We start from the raw sequence: 17,369 nt of genomic DNA on the forward strand, positions 1-17,369 counted from the left end.
ATGCAGCGCATTCTTTCCGGCCTCGCGCTGGCTGTCGGCCTCGGCCTGGCGCTCAGCGCACAAGCCGCTGACCAGGAGCTGATCAAGCGTGGCGAGTACGTCTCCCGCGCTGCCGACTGCATGGCCTGCCACACCGCCGAGGGCGGCGCGCCGTTCGCCGGCGGCCTGCCGATCCACTCGCCGTTCGGCACCATCTACGGCAGCAACATCACCCCGGACAAGGACTTCGGCATCGGCAACTACAGCGCCGACGAGTTCTTCGCCGCCCTCACCGAGGGCAAGCGCAAGGACGGCGCCAACCTCTATCCGGCCATGCCCTACACCTCGTACCACCTCATCAAGCGCGAGGACAGCGATGCCCTCTACGCCTACCTGATGAGCCAGACGCCGGTGCACCGTGCCGCGCCGGAAACCAGCCTGAGCTTCCCGTTCAACGTACGGATGGGCCTGAGTGGCTGGAACATGCTCTACGGCAAGAGCGTCCAGCTGGAAAACACCGAGGGCAAGAGCGAGCCCTACAAGCGCGGCCAGTACCTGGTGGAAGTGCTCGGCCACTGCGGCGAGTGCCACACCCCGCGCAACCAGATCGGCGCCCTGGAGCAGGACAAGCGCCTGACCGGCGGCCTGCTCAACGGCTACAGCGCCCCGAGCCTGCTGGCCCAGGACCTGGCCGAGCGCGGCTGGACCAGCGCCGACCTGACCGGTTTCCTCAAGCACGGCATGAGCCCGCAGGGCAGCATGTTCAACGAGATGTTCCCGGTGATGCACCTGAGCACCCAGCACCTGGGTGACGAGGACCTCGCCGCCATGTCGACCTACCTGCTCGGCGAACAGCCGCCGCAGGCCAAGGTGGTCAAGGCGGTGGCCGAGGACCAGCTCAGCGACAGCGCCAAGCGTGGCCGCCAGCAGTACCTCAACGTCTGCGCCGGCTGCCACGGCAATGATGGCGAGGGCAAGCCGCACATCGCCGTGGCCATGCAGGGCAACACCACCCTGCGCCTGGCCGATTCGCGCAACCTGGCCAAGGTCATCGTCGAAGGCATCCGCGAGCAGCAGTTCACCGGTTTCGAGCGCATGCAGCCGATGCCGGGCTTTGCCGACAAGCTCAGTGACGAGCAACTCACGGACCTGATCAACTACCTGCGCCAGGCCTGGGGTGGCCTGCCGGGCGACATGGGCGTACAACAGGTCGCTCAACTCAAAGCGGAGTGAGTCGTGCAGCATCTCGATCTGCAAGTAGTCCGGCAGGCGCTCCAGTGGTCCAACGCCGGTCAGCGTGTGTGGCTGTGCAGCGTGCTCTTCACCTACGGCTCGGCGCCCCGCGCGCCGGGCTCGCTGCTGGCGGTCAACGCCAGCGGCCAGTGGGTGGGTTCGCTGTCCGGCGGCTGCGTCGAGGATGACTTTCTCGAACGCGTTGCCGAAGGCGAGTTCAGCGAGCCGGTAGTCGTCGTGCGCTATGGCGACGGCACCGATACCCGCACGAACATCCGCCTGCCCTGCGGCGGCATCCTCGACGTCCTGGTGGAAAACCTCGCGCCCGATTGCGACGTGCAGGCCCACCTGCGCGAGCTGGAGTCGGCGCTGCTCGGCCAGCGCCGCCTGCTGCGTGAAGTGAACCTGCAGGACGGCAGCCGCCGTCTGAGTGACGACCATGAGCACGGCCCGCGCGTGGAGCGGGATGAAGCCAGCGTTCGCCTGCGCGTCGGCGCGGCACAGCGTCTGCTGCTGGCCGGCTATTCCAGCGTCGCGCACTTCTGCGCGGAGTTCGGCAAGGGCCTGGGCTTCGAAGTGATCCTCTGTGATCCCCGCGAAGAGGCGCTGGATGGCGTGGTGCTGGACGGCATCGAAATCCGCCGCGAGCTGCCGTCGATCTTCATCGCAAACGGCGGCTGCCATGCGGACACCGCCGTGGTGGCGCTGACCCACGACCCGAAGATCGACGACCTGGCGATGCTCGAAGCCGTGCGCACCGAAGCGTTCTACATTGGCGTCATGGGTTCGCGCACCACTTCCGACAAGCGCCGCGAACGCCTGCACCGCATCGGTGGCCTGAACGAGACGGAGCTGGCGCGCGTGCACGCGCCCATCGGCCTCAACCTGGGCAGCAAGACCCCGGCGGAAATTGCCCTGGCGGTGCTTGCCGACATCCTGCGCACGCGCAGCGGTGTCGCCCGCGAGGCGCTGTGACAGCCGTCGCGCTGATCCTGGCCGCCGGCCAGGGCTCGCGTTTCGGCGCGGACAAGCGCCGCGCAGTTCTTCCGGATGGGCGCAGCCTGCTCGCGCATAGCGTCGAGCGCGCCCAGGCCGTGTTCGATGACGTGCGGGTGGTGCTGCGTGCTGGTGAGCAGGCGGATTCCTTCGGTCTGCCGGTTGGCTGCCGCGTTATCCACAGCCCGGACGCAGCGCTTGGCATGGGGCACAGCCTCGCCGCGGGTGCAGCCTCATTGCAGGATTCCGACGCTCGGGCCGTGGCCATTCTGCTTGGCGACATGCCGTGGATCGCAGCGGAAACCCTGCGTGCGCTGGCCGATGCGGCCGGTGCCTCGACCATTCTCTTTCCGCTTCACGATGGCCAGCGTGGCCACCCCGTGCTGTTCGGTCGTGACTTCTGGCCGGAACTGGCGCAGCTCACTGGCGATGAAGGCGCCCGCGCGGTGGTGCAGGCGCATCGTGCCAGTTGCGTCGTCGTTGAAGTGAAAGACGCGGGTGTGTTGCAAGACGTGGACACCCCGGAAGCCCTGCGCTCCTGACAGGTTCGCGAGCAAGGACTGGGCGTCCCCCTCATTCCTACAGGAGAACTCCAGTGTCGTAGGGCGAATAACGCGCCAGCGTTATCCGCCCTACGGTGCTACAGGTATGCAAGGGCGCGCTCTGTGTAGGAGCGAGCTTGCTCGCGAATCCCGGCAGCACCGAATCTCGCGGTCTCAGCGCTGTTCCAGCCACTGCGCGATACGCGGCCAGATTTCCTGGCTGGCATTGCGCGACAGCAGCAGTCGGTTATGGCTGTAATCCTCTTTCGCGCCGGTCGCCAGGCCGAACAGCTCCAGCTTCGCGTCGTTGCCGCCGAACGCTTCCACCAGGGCCTCGCACCCGGCAACCGGAGCGATGAAGGTATCGCCGCTGCCTGCCACGCCCAGTACCGGTAAATCGACGTTCGCCAGTCCAGCCAGATAGTCGAACCCCGCCAGCGAGTCGAAGCGCCGCCGCAGGTTCCACTGGCACCACTGGCGCATCAGCCGTGCGCTCTCCGCCTCCGGCCCGACGCTCTTCGCCCGGCTCGGCGCGACGCGTCGCCAGCGTAGCAGCCAGTCGTAGCCGAGCACCGCCAGCCGATGAGACAGACTGGCCCCGGCCGCCGTGGCCTGGGAGCCGATCAGCACCATCGAGCGCAGCCGCCGCTGCGCCAGTTCGGGATGGCGCGCCGCCCACATGGCGACGATCAATCCGCCGCCGGAATGGCCGATCCAGTGCAGCGCCGTTTGCCCGCTGCGCTGGCTCACCGCATCGAGAATCGCCGGCACGTCCTGCTCGGCGACATCATCGAAGCTGTGGATAAAACCGTTGCGCTCACTGTCGCCATGTCCGCGCCATTCGAACAGCCAGCAGGCGAACCCTTGTCCGGCGAGGTAGTTGGCCAGCCCCTGGCAACTTCGATGGTTGGAAAAGGTGCCGTGGGTCAGCACGACGGGCACGCCATCCGCAGGGCCCACGAGGCGCAGCGCCAGGTTGACGCCGTCGGCGCTGCGGATCAGTTCCGGTGTAGAGGGGGAGGGCTCTTGTGCGGTCATGGCGTGCGTCCTGGCGAAGGCGATCCATGCTGCTCCGGCGCGCGGGCCGGAGCAATGCCAGTCGCTTATTTGGTCGCTTTCAGCACCACGAATTTCGGATTTGCCGCCACCTGCTCCACGCCACGGAACAGGCGCTTGAGCTTGGCGTGGTAGCCCAGGTGGCGGTTGCCGACGATCCACAGCTCGCCGCCCGTAACAAGCGCCGCGCGGGCCTGCTGGAACATGCGCCAAGCGAGGAAGTCGCCGACCACCTGCTGCTGGTGGAAGGGCGGGTTGCACAGCACCAGATCCAGCGAGTCGGCAGGTTGGCTGGCCAGGCCATCGTCGGGATGGATATCCACAGGCCGGTCGCCCAGCGCTGCCTGCCAGTTCTCGCGAGCCGATTGCACGGCCATGTACGATTCATCCACCAGCGTCAGCTCGGCCTGCGGATTCAGCACGGCGAAGGCGATGCCCAGCACGCCGTTGCCGCAGCCCAGGTCGGCGGCGCGTACAGCGTGATGGATCTGCGGCAGGTGCGGGAGGAAGGCGCGGGTGCCGATGTCCAGGCCGTCGCGGCAGAACACGTTGGCGTGATTGACCAGCGTGAGTGCCGGTTTGTCCAGGCGGTAGCGGCTGGGGTAGGGCGAGGAGGGCGCGGCGCGCTGTTCGGCGGTCGCGACCAGCAGGCGGGCTTTCTTCACCGCCAGTGAGGCCTGCATCGGGCCGATGTACTTCTCCAGCAGATCACCGGCGGCGCGCGGCAGGTGCTTGATCATGCCGGCGGCGACCACCTTGGCGCCCGGCGCGAGCTGGCCGTGCAGGCGGATCAGTTGTTCCTCCAGCAGCGCCAGGGTCTTGGGCACGCGCACCAGCACGTGGTCGAACGGGCCCTGCGGCGTTTTGCTGGCGGGCACGAAGGTCAGCGGGGCGTCGGTCAGGTCGTTGCGTTCCAGGTTGCGCTGCAGGGCGATGAAACCCAGGTGTGAATCACCGCTGCTGGTCACCTTCACATGGGGCGCGAGGCTGGCGGCGAGTGCGCCGAAACTGTCGTTGAGCACCAGCACCCGGCTGTCCGCGCCAACGCCCTGTTCGTGGAGGTGCGCGAGCAGGTATTCGTCCGCCGCATCGAAGGCCTGCAGCGGGTCTTCGCGCTGTTCGGGGTGGCGGACCAGGTCGAGCTGGGCGAAGGGGCTGGCGAAGACGGGCATGGGACTCTCGAACGAAGAAGGGCTGGGAACAGATGGAGCTGGAAGTCGCAATGAGACGAGGCTGATTGCAACGAGATTGTCATCAAACTGAGAAGCAGTTGGCCATCATCTGCTTGTGCAGGGCGGCGTTATACCGAAAAATTATGACCTATCCGCCCGCTGTCGTCTTTCCATCGCTGCGCGGCGGCCTCCCAATAATAACCGGGCGCTCCAGGCGACCCGGTAGGGCCCGATCCCGGAGCACGCCTCCGCCGACCGACGGCCACCACTCCAAGTCTTCACGAATCCTCGACACGCGACATTCGTTCGCGCGCCGGGCTATTGCCATTGCATAAGGATGTCGATGTACAAGTCGTTGCTCGGGGTGGCCCTGTCCGCCCTTTTCCTCGTGGCTCAAGCGGCCTTCGCCGATGCGCCCATCGTGATCAAGTTCTCCCACGTCGTTGCCGACGACACGCCCAAGGGGCGCGGGGCGTTGCTGTTCAAGAAGCTGGTGGAAGAGCGCCTGGCCGGCCAGGTGAAGGTCGAGGTATTCCCCAACTCCACGCTGTTCGGCGATGCCGACGAACTGCAGGCCCTGCAGGACGGCAAGGTGCAGATGCTGGCGCCATCGCTGTCGAAGTTCGAGGGCTACACCAAGCAATTGGAAGTCTTCGACCTGCCGTTCCTGTTCGATGACCTGGAGGCGGTGAAGCGCTTCCAGAAGCGCGACAAGAGCCGTGAGCTGCTGCACTCCATGGCGCGCTCGGGCATCTACGGCCTGGCCTACTGGAACAACGGCATGAAGCAGCTTTCCGCCAACCGCGAGCTGCGCGCGCCGGCCGATGCCAAGGGCCTGGCCTTCCGCATCCAGCCGTCCTCGGTGATCAACGCGCAGTTCGGCCTGCTCGATGCCACGGCGGTGAAGATGCCTTTCGCCGAAACCCTCAAGGCGCTGCAGGACGGCAAGGTGCAGGGTACCGAGAACACCTGGTCGAATATCGGCAGCCAGAAGCTCGATACCGTGCAGCCGTTCATCACCGAGACCAACCACGGTGTGCTCAGCTACATGGTGATCAGCAACCAGAAGTTCTGGAACAGCATGCCGTACCCGGTGCGCACCCAGCTGGAAAGCATCATCGAAGAGGTCACCGTCGAGGTGAACAAGGACGCCGAGGCGCTGAACCAGAAGGAGCGTGAGCACGTGGTGGCCAACGGCAAGGCGCGCATCATCGCCCTGACGCCGGCCGAGCGTGATGCCTGGCGCACCGCCATGCAGCCGCTGTGGAAGCAGTTCGAAGGCGAGATCGGCACCGATGTGCTGCGCGCCGCCCAGGTGGTGAACCGCAAGCACTGATCCCCTGGCAGTGATCTGGAGCAGGCTTGTGGCGATCTCCGCGGATAGCCACAAGCCTTGCGGGTGTTTCTATCGCCCTGAATACGGGAAAATGGGCCGTTGCCTGCAAAGGAGCGGACGATGACCGCCAGCGAAGAGAAGTTCACCCGCCAGACCCTGGTGGAGGTGCAGACGCTCACCCCGAGCCTGTTCACCCTGCGCACCACCCGCGACAGCGGCTACCGCTTCCGCGCCGGGCAGTTCGCCCGCCTGGGCGTGTACAAGTCCAGCGGCAGCATCGTCTGGCGCGCCTATTCGATGGTCTCGGCGCCCCACGACGACTTCCTCGAGTTCTTCTCCATCGTCGTTCCCGGCGGTGAATTCACCAGCGAGCTCAGCCGCCTGCGCGTCGGCGACCAGTTGCTGGTGGATCGCCAGGCTTTCGGTTTCCTCACCCTCGATCGCTTCCCCGATGGTCGCGACCTGTGGCTGCTGTCCACCGGCACCGGCCTGGCGCCGTTCCTGTCGATCCTGCAGGACTTCGAGGTGTGGGAGCGCTTCGAGACCATCAAGCTGGTCTACAGCGCCCGCGAGGAAAAGGAGCTGGCCTACCGCGACCTGATCGCCAGCTTCGGCGCGATGGAGCACCTGGCTGAACATATCCACAAGCTGCAGTTCATTCCGGTGGTCACCCGCGAGCAGGTGCCCGGCTGCCTGAATGCGCGGATCACCACGCTGATCGAGAACGGCGAGCTGGAACGCGCCGCCGGGCTGGAACTCACTCCTGAGCATTCGCGGGTGATGCTCTGCGGCAACCCGCAGATGATCGAGGACACCCGTGCCGTGCTGAAGGCCCGCGGCATGAGCCTGGCGCTGACGCGCAAGCCCGGCCAGATCGCCGTGGAAAACTATTGGTGAGTGTCGCTCGATAGATTTTGAAAAGATTGTCCGCTTAGGGCGCCCGGCCTTTGCCCTTAGGATAAGCGTCCGTTTCCCCTTTTTCGGACCTCGATGGACAGTCAAAGTACGAAGCCGACCCCGGTGCCTACCCCCGTAGAGCCCGTGATCGGCGAACCTCCCCCGGCACCCGCGCTCGCGGACGCTGCTTCCCGGCCTGCCATGGCGCGCACCCAGCGAGGTGAGTCGGCATGGAATGGCTGATGGACCCCACGGCCTGGCTTGGCCTGCTCACCTTGATCCTGCTCGAGCTGGTGCTCGGCATCGACAACCTGGTCTTCATCGCGATCCTCGCGGACAAGCTGCCGCCGCACCTGCGCGACCGCGCGCGGCTGATCGGCCTGTCGCTGGCGCTGCTGATGCGCCTGGGCTTGCTGGCAAGCATTTCCTGGCTGGTCACGCTCACCGAGCCGTTGGTCGAAGTATTCGGCAAGAGCTTCTCCGGCCGTGACCTGATCATGCTGTTCGGTGGCCTGTTCCTGTTGTTCAAGGCGACCCTGGAGCTGCACGAGCGCCTGGAGGGCCGCGTGCACACTTCCAATGGCAAGCGCGTCTATGCCGCCTTCTGGCCGGTAGTGGCGCAGATCGTGGTGCTGGACGCGGTGTTCTCCCTCGACGCGGTGATCACCGCCGTGGGCATGGTCGACCAGCTGGAAGTGATGATGATCGCGGTCATCTTCTCCATCGGCCTGATGATGGTCGCCAGCAAGCCGTTGACCCGCTTCGTCAACGAGCACCCGACGGTGATCATGCTCTGCCTGGGCTTCCTGCTGATGATCGGCTTCAGCCTGACCGCCGAAGGCCTGGGCTTCCACATCCCGAAAGGCTACCTGTACGCCGCCATCGGCTTCAGCCTGCTGATCGAGATGGCCAACCAACTGGTGCGCTGGAAGCGCCAGAAGAGCCAGCGCGGGCAACGTGGCCTACGCCAGCGCACCGCGCACGCCGTACTGCGCCTGATGGGTGGCAAGGTGGATGCCGACGAGGTGGGCGAGGAGATCGCTGACCTGGTCGGCCCGGCGGAGGGCAGCGAAGCGCCGTTCGACCGCCGCGAGCGGGTCATGATCAGTGGTGTGCTGGGCCTGGCCGAGCGCCCGGTGAAAGCCGTGATGATCGACCGCCAGCGGGTGCACCGCGTGGACGTCGCCGACAGCCCGGAGAACATCCGCCGCGCGCTGCTGGAGTCGCCGTACTCCCGATTGCTGGTGATCCGTGAAGGCAATATCGACGAGCCGCTGGGCTATGTGCACAAGAAGGAACTGTTCGCGGACCTGTTGCAGGGCCGAGAGCTGGACATCCTGCCTCTATTGCGCGAGCCGTTGAGCCTGCCGGACAGCAGCACTGTGCTGGGCGCGCTGGAATTGATGCGCGAGGCCTCGACCCACCTGGCCTTTGTGGTCAACGAGTTCGGTGGCTTCGAAGGCATGCTGAGCATGACCGACGTGCTGGAGGCCATCGCCGGCGAGCTGCCTGATGCCAGCGAAGTCTCCGGCACTGATATCGAGCCCGATGCCGCTGGCTACCGGGTGGACGGTGCGGTGACGCTGAGTGCGCTCGCCGAGCGGGTCGGCTTCCACGCCCGCCCGACAGCGGAGTACCAGACCCTCGGCGGGCTGGCGCTCAAGCACCTTGGCCGCTTGCCGGCCAAGGGAGACACGCTGGAGCTGGGGGGCTGGCGCCTGGAAGTGACGGACGTCAGCGAGCGGCGCATAGGCCGCGTGCTGCTGACGCCGCCAGCCTGACCCGGCCGATGATCAGCGATCTGCTCAGGGAGCGCGGTTGTTCTGCTGCTTGAGCAGGTCGCGGATCTCGGTCAGCAGGGTTTCCTCGGGGGTCGGCACCGGCGGAACGCTGGGCTCCACGGCCTCTTCGCGCTTGAGGCGGTTGATCGCCTTCACGCCCATGAAGATGGCGAATGCGACGATGATGAAGTCCAGGCAGGTCTGAATGAACTTGCCGTAGGCCAGGACCACCGCGGGCACGTCGCCTTCGGCGGCCTTGAGCGTGATCGCCAGGTCGGAGAAGTCCACGCCACCGATCAGCAGGCCAATGGGCGGCATGATCACGTCACCGACGAAGGACGAGACGATCTTGCCGAAGGCGGCGCCGATGATGATACCGACGGCCATGTCGACCACGTTGCCCTTGACGGCGAAGGCCTTGAATTCGCTAAGCAGACTCATGCACAGACTCCTTGTTACGCAATAGATGGGGACAGGCGCAGTTTAGCGGCCCGTCGTCGTCTGAACACCCCGGCAGCGTCCAATTCACACCGTATGACCGGCGGTGCTGGGCGGGTTCACAACCTGGTCTAGGATTACCGGGCAACCCATCACGCCCACGCATCCACAGAAGGAGGCCCGCCATGCCGCTCGAGCATCATCCGCTGTCCCGCGAATTTCCCGAGCAGAAGGCCCTGATGACCCGATTGCACGGGAAAGACGCCAATTTCACCCGCATGGCCGCCAGCTACGAGGAGCTGGACAAGAAGATCTACGACATCGAGGACGGCCGCGAAGCGATGGACGACCTCGCTCTCAACTCCCTCAAGCTGCAACGCGTGACACTGAAGGACGAGATTGCCGACCTGCTCAAGCGATCCGGTTGAGCTTGACCAGAGTCAAGGGTGTTGGGCGGAGCGAGGCGTAGGCTCCTGTCATCCTTTTCCAACCGGTGCCACCGCCATGCGTAAAGCCATTTCGTCCTCTGGCAAGTCCGTCACCAAGCCCTCCAAGCGTAACGTCGAAGCCCTGCGAGCCCAGGAGCGCCTGGTACGCATGAAGCTGCAGTACGAATTGCTGGACCAGCGTATCGGGCGTGTGGAGGAGGGCATCGAGCGCCCTGATTGCACCCTCGCTTCGCTGCTGATGCGCCGCGAGAGCCTCAAGCATGACATGGAGAGCCAGTACCGCCGCCTGGCGGGCTGAAGCGCCTGGCCCGATTGGCTATGATGCGGGCTTTGTCTTTGACGGAGTCCGCCCATGGCCAAGGCCAAGCGCATGTACGGCTGCACCGAGTGCGGTGCCACCTATCCCAAATGGGCCGGGCAATGCCCTGACTGCGGCGCCTGGAACACCCTGGTCGAGGCCGTCATAGACACCACGCCCACCGGTGGCTCCGGCAGCAGCAGCTCCGGCCGTGGCGGTTGGGCTGGTCAGCAGGCCAACATCAAAACCCTCGCCGAAGTCAGCGTCGAGGAGATGCCGCGCTTCTCCACCGCCTCGGCGGAACTGGACCGTGCCCTGGGCGGCGGCCTGGTCGACGGCTCGGTGGTGCTGATTGGCGGCGACCCCGGTATCGGCAAGTCCACCATCCTTCTGCAAACCCTCTGCAACATCGCCACGCGCCTGCCGGCGCTCTATGTCACCGGCGAGGAATCCCAGCAGCAGGTCGCCATGCGCGCCCGCCGCCTGGGCCTGCCCGAAGACAAGCTCAAGGTCATGACCGAGACCTGCATCGAGACCATCATCGCCACGGCGCGCCAGGAGCAGCCCAAGGTGATGGTGATCGACTCGATCCAGACCATCTTCACCGAGCAGTTGCAATCCGCGCCCGGCGGCGTCGCCCAGGTGCGCGAGAGTGCGGCGCTGCTGGTTCGGTTCGCCAAGCAGAGCGGAACGGCAATCTTCCTGGTTGGTCACGTGACCAAGGAAGGTTCGCTGGCGGGCCCGCGCGTGCTGGAACACATGGTCGACACCGTGCTGTATTTCGAGGGCGAATCCGATGGCCGCCTGCGCCTGCTGCGAGCGGTGAAGAACCGCTTTGGCGCGGTGAACGAGTTGGGTGTTTTCGCCATGACCGACCGCGGGCTGAAGGAAGTATCCAACCCTTCGGCGATTTTCCTGACCCGTGCTCAGGAATCGGTGCCGGGCAGCGTGGTCATGGCTACCTGGGAAGGTTCGCGGCCGATGCTGGTGGAAGTACAGGCGCTGGTCGACACCAGTCACCTGGCCAATCCGCGCCGGGTGACCCTGGGCCTGGACCAGAACCGCCTGGCCATGCTGCTGGCGGTTCTGCACCGCCACGGCGGTATCCCGACCTACGACCAGGACGTATTCCTCAACGTGGTCGGTGGGGTGAAGGTGCTGGAAACCGCATCGGACCTGGCGCTGATGGCGGCGGTGATGTCCAGCCTGCGCAACCGTCCGCTGGATCACCAGTTGCTGGTGTTTGGCGAGGTCGGCCTGTCCGGTGAGGTGCGCCCGGTGCCCAGTGGTCAGGAGCGTCTGAAGGAGGCCGCCAAGCACGGTTTCAAGCGCGCCATCGTGCCCAAGGGCAACGCGCCGAAGGAGTCACCGCCCGGCCTGCAGGTCATCGCCGTTACGCGCCTGGAGCAGGCGCTGGATGCGTTGTTCGAATAGAGGCTCTTTGTAGGAGCGAGCTTGCGCGCGAACTCTCACCGGCGGCTCCGGAGTCAGGCTGTTCGCGAGCAAGCTCGCTCCTACAGGATCGGCTCAATGCTCGCTGAGCAACGTCAGCTCACGCTCCAGCAGCGATTCGTCCCCCAGGTTCAGCTCCACCAGGCGGCGCAGATGGCTGATGGAGTCCAGGTCGATGTGCCGGCAGTTGAACCCCAGCAGGCCTTCACGCTCCCAGGCGAGGTCGGCCTCCATATAGACGTTGACGTCGAAGCCCAGGTAGATGCGCACCTGCACCGGTTCCTGCGCGACTATGTTCCAGTGCTCCGGACGTTGCACCAGCAGGCCTTGCAGGGACAGATCGAGCAGCGTCACCTTCCAGCGCAGGTCGCCCTGGCTGATCTCCGTGCCGGCGTCGAAGGCGATGCGCTGGAAGCGCCGGCGCTCGTCGTGATCGTCAGTCATGTCGTGGCTCTCCGGCCGTTTCTGCTTCGCCTCACTATAGACAGAAGCCACGGGTAATGCGTCGAGCAGCCCTGCCGCCGATGTTTCGTCTGTCAGACACATCCTGCGTCGGTTTGACAGGGTGCCAGGCCTCGCCAAAGCTGCATGAGCGTTAATCCAATACCAACTGCGGAGTGCAGACGATGAATAAGAAGCTCGTGAGCAAGGGTCTGATCATTGGGGTGCTGAGCGCCGCCAGTCTGTTGGCGCAAGCCGATGAGGCGGGGCAGAGCGGCAAGGGATGCGGTTGGGGCAACATGGTCTTCGACGGTCAGCGCGGTCTGTTCCCGCACCTGCTCGCCACCACCACCAACGGCACCTCGGGTAATGCCACCTTCGGCCTGACCTCCGGTACCAACGGTTGCGATGCCAGCCAGCGCATCAGTTACGGCGGCCGCTCGATCTTCGCCATGAACGGCATGCTCGACAACATCGCCGAGAACATGGCGCAGGGGCATGGCGAGGCGCTGGATGCCTACGCTGTCCTGCTGGGCATTCCGGCACAGGATCGCGCGCACTTCGCTCAAGTCACCCAGCAGCATTTCGGGGAGATCTTCGCTTCCAAGGACGCCACCGGCGAGCAGGTGCTGAACAACACCCTGGCGGTGATGAGCCGCGATCAGGTGCTGGCGCAGTACGCCAAGCAACCGGCCTGATTCATCGCCACACCACGAAGGGCCCGCCAATTGGCGGGCTTTTTCGTTTCCTGACTGTGCGGTCGGAATTCGATTGACCTCCGGCAATAAGCGCGTAATCGCCCTAGACTAAGGTCGTATGAATGGGTCGCGGGAAAGGACTAGAATTTTTCTGCGAATTCTCGCCTTCAATCTGTCGGAAGCCTCGCTATGACTAATAACAACAACCTGCTACGTCACCTCGCCTGGCTGGCGGTGGCGATAGTTGGTGCATTTGCCTTGGGAGTCGTGGCGCTACGCCGCGGCGAAGCCATCAACGCACTGTGGATCGTCGTCGCGGCCGTCGCCATCTATCTGGTCGCCTACCGCTACTACAGCCTGTTCATCGCCACCAAGGTGATGCAACTTGACCCCAATCGAGCGACCCCAGCGGTGCTCAACAACGACGGCCTGGACTACGTCCCGACCAACAAGCACATCCTCTTCGGTCACCATTTCGCCGCCATCGCCGGCGCCGGCCCGCTGGTCGGTCCCGTACTGGCCGCGCAGATGGGCTACCTGCCCGGCACGCTCTGGCTGATCGCCGGCGTGGTCCTGGCCGGCGCCGTGCAGGATTTCATGGTGCTGTTCATCTCCAGCCGCCGCAATGGGCGCTCGCTGGGTGAGCTGGTACGCGAGGAAATGGGGCAGGTGGCGGGGACCGTCGCCCTGTTCGGCGCGTTCCTGATCATGATCATTATCCTCGCAGTGCTCGCGCTGATCGTGGTGAAGGCCCTGGCCGAAAGCCCGTGGGGCATGTTCACCGTGATGGCGACCATCCCGATCGCGATCCTCATGGGCGTGTACATGCGCTACGTCCGCCCGGGCCGCATTGGCGAGATTTCCGTGGTGGGCATCGTGCTGCTGCTGGGTTCCATCTGGCTCGGTGGCCAGATTGCCGCCAGCCCCGAATGGGCCCCGGTGTTCACCTTCCATGGCGTGCAGATCGTCTGGATGCTGATCGCCTACGGTGCCATCGCCTCGGTGCTGCCGGTCTGGCTGCTGCTGGCGCCGCGTGACTACCTGTCGACCTTCCTCAAGATCGGCACCATCATCGCGCTGGCCATCGGCATCCTGATCGTCATGCCGGAACTGAAGATGCCGGCCCTGACCCAGTTCACCGATGGCACCGGCCCGGTGTGGAAAGGCGGCCTGTTCCCGTTCCTGTTCATCACCATTGCCTGTGGCGCCGTCTCCGGCTTCCACGCGCTGATCTCCTCGGGCACCACGCCCAAGCTGCTCAACCGCGAGCCCGACGCCCGCTACATCGGCTACGGCGGCATGCTGATGGAGTCCTTCGTGGCGATCATGGCGATGGTTGCCGCCTCGGTCATCGAGCCGGGCATCTACTTTGCCATGAACAGCCCGCCGGCCGTGGTCGGCACTGACGTTACCGCGGTGGCCGCGACCGTCAGCAGCTGGGGCTTCACCATCACCCCGGAAGTGCTGGCCCAGACCGCCAAGGACATCGGCGAGACCACCATCCTGGCTCGTGCCGGTGGTGCGCCGACCCTCGCCGTGGGCATCGCGCACATCCTTCACCAGGTTCTGCCGGGTGAGAACACCATGGCCTTCTGGTATCACTTCGCGATTCTCTTCGAGGCGCTGTTCATCCTCACCGCGGTGGACGCCGGTACCCGTGCCGGTCGCTTCATGCTGCAGGACCTGCTGGGCAACTTCGTCCCGGCGCTGAAGAAAACCGACTCCTGGACCGCCAACATCGTCGGCACCGGCGGCTGCGTCGCGCTGTGGGGCTGGCTGTTGTACCAGGGTGTGGTCGATCCGTTGGGTGGCATCAACACGCTGTGGCCGCTGTTTGGCATCTCCAACCAGATGCTCGCCGGCATTGCGCTGATGCTCGCCACCGTCGTGCTGATCAAGATGAAGCGCCAGCAGTACGTCTGGGTGACCGCCCTGCCGGCCGCCTGGCTGCTGATCTGCACCACCACCGCCGGCCTGATCAAGCTGTTCGACAGCAACCCGGCCGTGGGCTTCATCGCCCTGGGCAAGAAGTACTCGGCCGGCCTGGACGCCGGGCAGATCATCGCCCCGGCCAAGGACATTACGCAGATGCAACACGTGATGATGAACGCCTACATCAACGCCGGCCTCACCGTGCTGTTCCTGCTGGTGGTGCTCTGCGTGCTGGTGTATGCCATCAAGGTTGGCGCGGCTGCCTGGACCAAGAAGGAACGCACCGACAACGAGTCGCCGTTCCAGCCGATCCCGGACGCCTGACGGAGGTTCATCATGTTCAACGACCTCAGCCGCATGGGTAAGTATCTCGGGCAGGCCGCGCGCATGCTGGTCGGCATGCCCGATTACGACACCTACGTTCAGCACATGCAGAACAAGCACCCGGACAAGACTCCGATGACCTACGAGGAGTTCTTCCGCGAGCGCCAGGAAGCGCGCTACGGCGGCGGCAAGGGGAGGCCGATCCGCTGCTGCTGATGCGATGAAACTGGCTGCGCGGCCGGTGCTGCGTTGCCAGCGGCCGGAAAAATGCGCATCTACTGAAGTAGACTCCGCTTTTTCCTGCCACTGGCGCCTTGCGTCGCCTGCCTCGCCGACGTTTCATAAAATAGAAATGCGGGCCGCGAGCGATCGCGGCCCGTTTTCTTTTCCGATTGCCTGGATGTTCCCATGACCGATTCCGCAAGCGTGCCGCAGATTCCGGTGACTGTTCTCACCGGCTTCCTCGGGGCCGGCAAGACCACCCTGCTCAAGTACATCCTCAAGGCCGAGCACGGCCTGAAGATCGCCGTGATCGAGAACGAATTCAGCGAGACGCCCATCGATGCCCAATTGCTCGGCGACGATGCGGTGCAGGTGACGACGCTGTCCAACGGCTGCGTCTGCTGCACCATCAATAACGACCTCGAGCGTGCGCTCTACGTCCTGCTGGAGCGCCGCGACAACGGCGAGCTGGATTTCGACCGCCTGGTGATTGAGTGCACCGGCCTGGCCGACCCGGCCCCGGTGGCGCAGACCTTCTTCGTCGACGAGACCCTGCGCGAGCGCTATCTGCTCGACGGCATCATCACCCTGGTGGACGCCGCCAATGCCGACCGCCACCTGCAGGAGGCCATTGCCCAGGCCCAGGTGGGCTTCGGCGACCGCATCCTGGTGAGCAAGCGCGACCTGGTGTCGCCGGAACAGTACGACGCGCTGGTCGAGCGCCTGCAGCGCATCAATCGGCGCGCCGAAATCCACGCGGTGGAGCACGGCGCCATCGAACTGGAACGCCTGCTCGACGTGCGCGGTTTCAACCTCAATGCCGACGTTGGCCTGCGCCCGCTGCTGCGCCCGGTGCGCCCGGCGGCGGATACCACCGACCGCATCACCACCCTGGTGCTGCGCAGCGACAATCCGCTGGATATCGAGCGTCTCAGCGAGTTCATGGACGACCTGCTGCAATGGCACGGCAACTCGCTGCTGCGCTACAAGGGCGTGCTGAACATCGCCGGTGAGGAGCGCCGCCTGGTGTTCCAGGGCGTGCTGCGGCTCTATGGATTCGACTGGGATACCGAGTGGAAGGGCGACGAACAGCGCGAGAGCGTGATCGTCTTCATCGGCGACAACCTGCCCGAAGAGGAAATTCGCCGGGGCTTCGATCGCATCACCGGCGGCCCGACCGCCTGAATGAAAACGCCCGGCCAATGCCGGGCGTTTTGCTCTCTGTAGGAGCGAGCTTGCTCGCGAACCAGCGCTCTCGTCTAACTCCAGTTTTTCAACACTCGCGCCGCACAGTCCCCTCTCCCCAACCCTCTCCCTGAAGGGAGAGGGGGCCGCCCAGTGCGGTGGCGGCCTTCGGCGTAAGCCGGGAGCTGCGGTTCGCGAGCAGGCTCGCTCCTACACAAAAGCGGCGTGGCGTTACTCAGCCGCCAATCAGATGCTTGAGCGGGTGATAGTCCGCCTTCAGGTTCCCCGCCGCCTTGATGATCGCCTGTTCGATGGCGTTCAGGTGCATGCAGGTCAGCTCGATGGCCGCCGCCTGGTTACCCGCTTCGATGTAGTCGATCAACTTCTGGTGCTCGTTGCCGCGGCAGGTCTCGTGCTGGTCGTCGTCCAGCGTGGTGGCGTAGAGCGAGGCGCGCTCGATCAGCTTGCGGAAGAAATCCAGTAGCACCGGATTGTTCAGCGCTGCCGCGAGCTTGAGATGGAACTCGCCGAGCAGGTGGACGAATCGTGCATGGTCGTGGTCATGGGTTGCCTCTTCCAGCGCCACGTGGTCACGCAGGTCCTGGATGATCGCGCTGTCTGCGCGGCGGCAGAGTTCGCTGACGATGCCGATCTCGATCAGCCGCCGCGTTTCGAACAGCGAGCGGATCTCCTCGTCGCTGGGTAATGACACCCATGCACCCTTGTTGAGCGCGCTGGACACCAGCCCATCCGCTTCCAGATGTTTCAGCGCCGCGCGTACCGAAGTGCGGCTGACCTTGAACAAATCCGCCAATGCCGCCTCGCCGAGCTTCATGCCCGGGCGCAGGCTGCGCTTGCTGATCGCCTCGTAAACCCCTTGGTAGACGCGTTCCACCGTGGATTCGGGGTGCTTCTCCGTCATGAGCGACTCCGCCTCT

The 17,369-nt window shown here is 65.0% G+C and carries 18 protein-coding genes; 13 read left to right on the forward strand and 5 right to left on the reverse strand.

The genetic code is table 11. From position 1 onward, the window contains the following. From A6723_RS02835 to A6723_RS02845, 3 genes are read left to right on the forward strand one after another with little or no spacing between them, the layout of a single operon-like run. Positions 1 to 1,212 carry a cytochrome c gene (locus tag A6723_RS02835; protein ID WP_054906505.1) on the forward strand — a complete coding sequence of 404 codons (1,212 nt, stop codon included), beginning with the start codon at positions 1 to 3 and terminating at the stop codon, positions 1,210 to 1,212. 3 nt (positions 1,213 to 1,215) lie between these two features. Further along, entirely contained in the window at positions 1,216 to 2,187 is a 972-nt protein-coding gene (locus tag A6723_RS02840) for an XdhC family protein (protein WP_054906506.1), read from the forward strand. Beyond that, the gene (locus A6723_RS02845; RefSeq protein ID WP_054906507.1) at positions 2,184 to 2,750 is read left to right on the forward strand and encodes a nucleotidyltransferase family protein; all 567 of its coding nucleotides are present in this window, start codon (positions 2,184 to 2,186) and stop codon (positions 2,748 to 2,750) included. Before A6723_RS02840 ends, A6723_RS02845 begins: the two co-directional genes overlap by 4 nt. A gap of 174 nt (positions 2,751 to 2,924) precedes the next feature. On the opposite strand, the gene A6723_RS02850 is transcribed toward A6723_RS02845, so the two are convergent. Together A6723_RS02850 and A6723_RS02855 are read right to left on the reverse strand one after the other, a co-directional pair. After that, entirely contained in the window at positions 2,925 to 3,788 is an 864-nt protein-coding gene (locus A6723_RS02850) for an alpha/beta fold hydrolase (RefSeq protein ID WP_054906508.1), read from the reverse strand. 65 nt (positions 3,789 to 3,853) lie between these two features. Beyond that, a complete protein-coding gene (locus tag A6723_RS02855) occupies positions 3,854 to 4,978 on the reverse strand; it encodes a class I SAM-dependent methyltransferase (protein ID WP_054906509.1) in 1,125 nt (374 codons plus the stop codon). A gap of 343 nt (positions 4,979 to 5,321) precedes the next feature. Here A6723_RS02855 and A6723_RS02860 point away from each other — a divergent pair, with 343 nt between their 5' ends. The 3 genes from A6723_RS02860 (at position 5,322) to A6723_RS02870 (ending at position 8,992) form a co-directional block, all read left to right on the forward strand. Further along, entirely contained in the window at positions 5,322 to 6,314 is a 993-nt protein-coding gene (locus tag A6723_RS02860; protein WP_054906510.1) for a TRAP transporter substrate-binding protein, read from the forward strand. 120 nt (positions 6,315 to 6,434) lie between these two features. Continuing rightward, positions 6,435 to 7,211, forward strand: coding sequence for a ferredoxin--NADP reductase (locus tag A6723_RS02865; protein WP_054906511.1), 777 nt, complete (start codon positions 6,435 to 6,437; stop codon positions 7,209 to 7,211). Between the two features lie 230 nt (positions 7,212 to 7,441). Next, entirely contained in the window at positions 7,442 to 8,992 is a 1,551-nt protein-coding gene (locus A6723_RS02870; protein WP_054906512.1) for a TerC family protein, read from the forward strand. Positions 8,993 to 9,016: 24 nt separating this feature from the next. On the opposite strand, the gene mscL is transcribed toward A6723_RS02870, so the two are convergent. Further along, positions 9,017 to 9,433 (reverse strand): large-conductance mechanosensitive channel protein MscL, encoded by a 417-nt coding sequence (mscL, locus tag A6723_RS02875; RefSeq protein WP_024764778.1) that lies wholly within the window; start codon positions 9,431 to 9,433, stop codon positions 9,017 to 9,019. Positions 9,434 to 9,615: 182 nt separating this feature from the next. On the opposite strand from mscL, the gene A6723_RS02880 reads away from it, so the two are divergent. The 3 genes from A6723_RS02880 (at position 9,616) to radA (ending at position 11,611) form a co-directional block, all read left to right on the forward strand. Continuing rightward, the gene (locus A6723_RS02880; protein WP_054906513.1) at positions 9,616 to 9,858 is read left to right on the forward strand and encodes a YdcH family protein; all 243 of its coding nucleotides are present in this window, start codon (positions 9,616 to 9,618) and stop codon (positions 9,856 to 9,858) included. A 76-nt stretch (positions 9,859 to 9,934) separates the two neighbouring features. Continuing rightward, positions 9,935 to 10,177, forward strand: a complete 243-nt coding sequence (locus A6723_RS02885; RefSeq protein WP_054906514.1) for a hypothetical protein — start codon at positions 9,935 to 9,937, stop codon at positions 10,175 to 10,177. A 54-nt stretch (positions 10,178 to 10,231) separates the two neighbouring features. Further along, a complete protein-coding gene (radA, locus tag A6723_RS02890; protein WP_024764781.1) occupies positions 10,232 to 11,611 on the forward strand; it encodes a DNA repair protein RadA in 1,380 nt (459 codons plus the stop codon). Between the two features lie 93 nt (positions 11,612 to 11,704). Here the strand turns inward: radA and A6723_RS02895 are convergent, their stop codons facing one another. Then, positions 11,705 to 12,073: a PilZ domain-containing protein gene (locus tag A6723_RS02895; protein ID WP_054906515.1), complete on the reverse strand. Its 369-nt coding sequence runs from the start codon at positions 12,071 to 12,073 to the stop codon at positions 11,705 to 11,707. A gap of 182 nt (positions 12,074 to 12,255) precedes the next feature. On the opposite strand from A6723_RS02895, the gene A6723_RS02900 reads away from it, so the two are divergent. The 4 genes from A6723_RS02900 (at position 12,256) to yjiA (ending at position 16,431) form a co-directional block, all read left to right on the forward strand. Beyond that, positions 12,256 to 12,768 (forward strand): DUF3015 domain-containing protein, encoded by a 513-nt coding sequence (locus A6723_RS02900; RefSeq protein ID WP_054906516.1) that lies wholly within the window; start codon positions 12,256 to 12,258, stop codon positions 12,766 to 12,768. A gap of 189 nt (positions 12,769 to 12,957) precedes the next feature. Beyond that, positions 12,958 to 15,024: a carbon starvation CstA family protein gene (locus A6723_RS02905; protein WP_054906517.1), complete on the forward strand. Its 2,067-nt coding sequence runs from the start codon at positions 12,958 to 12,960 to the stop codon at positions 15,022 to 15,024. Positions 15,025 to 15,036: 12 nt separating this feature from the next. Next, entirely contained in the window at positions 15,037 to 15,240 is a 204-nt protein-coding gene (locus A6723_RS02910) for a YbdD/YjiX family protein (RefSeq protein WP_015478970.1), read from the forward strand. Positions 15,241 to 15,432: 192 nt separating this feature from the next. Next, positions 15,433 to 16,431 carry a GTPase gene (gene yjiA, locus A6723_RS02915; protein ID WP_054906518.1) on the forward strand — a complete coding sequence of 333 codons (999 nt, stop codon included), beginning with the start codon at positions 15,433 to 15,435 and terminating at the stop codon, positions 16,429 to 16,431. 235 nt (positions 16,432 to 16,666) lie between these two features. Here the strand turns inward: yjiA and A6723_RS02920 are convergent, their stop codons facing one another. After that, positions 16,667 to 17,353 (reverse strand): GntR family transcriptional regulator, encoded by a 687-nt coding sequence (locus tag A6723_RS02920; RefSeq protein WP_054906519.1) that lies wholly within the window; start codon positions 17,351 to 17,353, stop codon positions 16,667 to 16,669. Positions 17,354 to 17,369 lie beyond the last annotated feature (16 nt).

This window comes from Pseudomonas sp. AU11447 (assembly GCF_001672555.2).
In the GTDB taxonomy this organism is placed as follows: domain Bacteria; phylum Pseudomonadota; class Gammaproteobacteria; order Pseudomonadales; family Pseudomonadaceae; genus Pseudomonas; species Pseudomonas nitroreducens.

What these genes read in the sequence shown, in the direction of transcription:
- A6723_RS02920 (WP_054906519.1), bottom strand. Translation starts at nt 17,353, where the DNA reads ATGACGGAGAAGCACCCCGAATCCACGGTGGAACGCGTCTACCAAGGG.
- A6723_RS02910 (WP_015478970.1), top strand. Translation starts at nt 15,037, where the DNA reads ATGTTCAACGACCTCAGCCGCATGGGTAAGTATCTCGGGCAGGCCGCG.
- A6723_RS02850 (WP_054906508.1), bottom strand. Translation starts at nt 3,788, where the DNA reads ATGACCGCACAAGAGCCCTCCCCCTCTACACCGGAACTGATCCGCAGC.
- A6723_RS02885 (WP_054906514.1), top strand. Translation starts at nt 9,935, where the DNA reads ATGCGTAAAGCCATTTCGTCCTCTGGCAAGTCCGTCACCAAGCCCTCC.
- mscL (WP_024764778.1), bottom strand. Translation starts at nt 9,433, where the DNA reads ATGAGTCTGCTTAGCGAATTCAAGGCCTTCGCCGTCAAGGGCAACGTG.
- radA (WP_024764781.1), top strand. Translation starts at nt 10,232, where the DNA reads ATGGCCAAGGCCAAGCGCATGTACGGCTGCACCGAGTGCGGTGCCACC.
- A6723_RS02855 (WP_054906509.1), bottom strand. Translation starts at nt 4,978, where the DNA reads ATGCCCGTCTTCGCCAGCCCCTTCGCCCAGCTCGACCTGGTCCGCCAC.
- A6723_RS02880 (WP_054906513.1), top strand. Translation starts at nt 9,616, where the DNA reads ATGCCGCTCGAGCATCATCCGCTGTCCCGCGAATTTCCCGAGCAGAAG.
- A6723_RS02870 (WP_054906512.1), top strand. Translation starts at nt 7,442, where the DNA reads ATGGAATGGCTGATGGACCCCACGGCCTGGCTTGGCCTGCTCACCTTG.
- A6723_RS02905 (WP_054906517.1), top strand. Translation starts at nt 12,958, where the DNA reads ATGACTAATAACAACAACCTGCTACGTCACCTCGCCTGGCTGGCGGTG.
- A6723_RS02835 (WP_054906505.1), top strand. Translation starts at nt 1, where the DNA reads ATGCAGCGCATTCTTTCCGGCCTCGCGCTGGCTGTCGGCCTCGGCCTG.
- yjiA (WP_054906518.1), top strand. Translation starts at nt 15,433, where the DNA reads ATGACCGATTCCGCAAGCGTGCCGCAGATTCCGGTGACTGTTCTCACC.
- A6723_RS02860 (WP_054906510.1), top strand. Translation starts at nt 5,322, where the DNA reads ATGTACAAGTCGTTGCTCGGGGTGGCCCTGTCCGCCCTTTTCCTCGTG.
- A6723_RS02895 (WP_054906515.1), bottom strand. Translation starts at nt 12,073, where the DNA reads ATGACTGACGATCACGACGAGCGCCGGCGCTTCCAGCGCATCGCCTTC.
- A6723_RS02900 (WP_054906516.1), top strand. Translation starts at nt 12,256, where the DNA reads ATGAATAAGAAGCTCGTGAGCAAGGGTCTGATCATTGGGGTGCTGAGC.
- A6723_RS02865 (WP_054906511.1), top strand. Translation starts at nt 6,435, where the DNA reads ATGACCGCCAGCGAAGAGAAGTTCACCCGCCAGACCCTGGTGGAGGTG.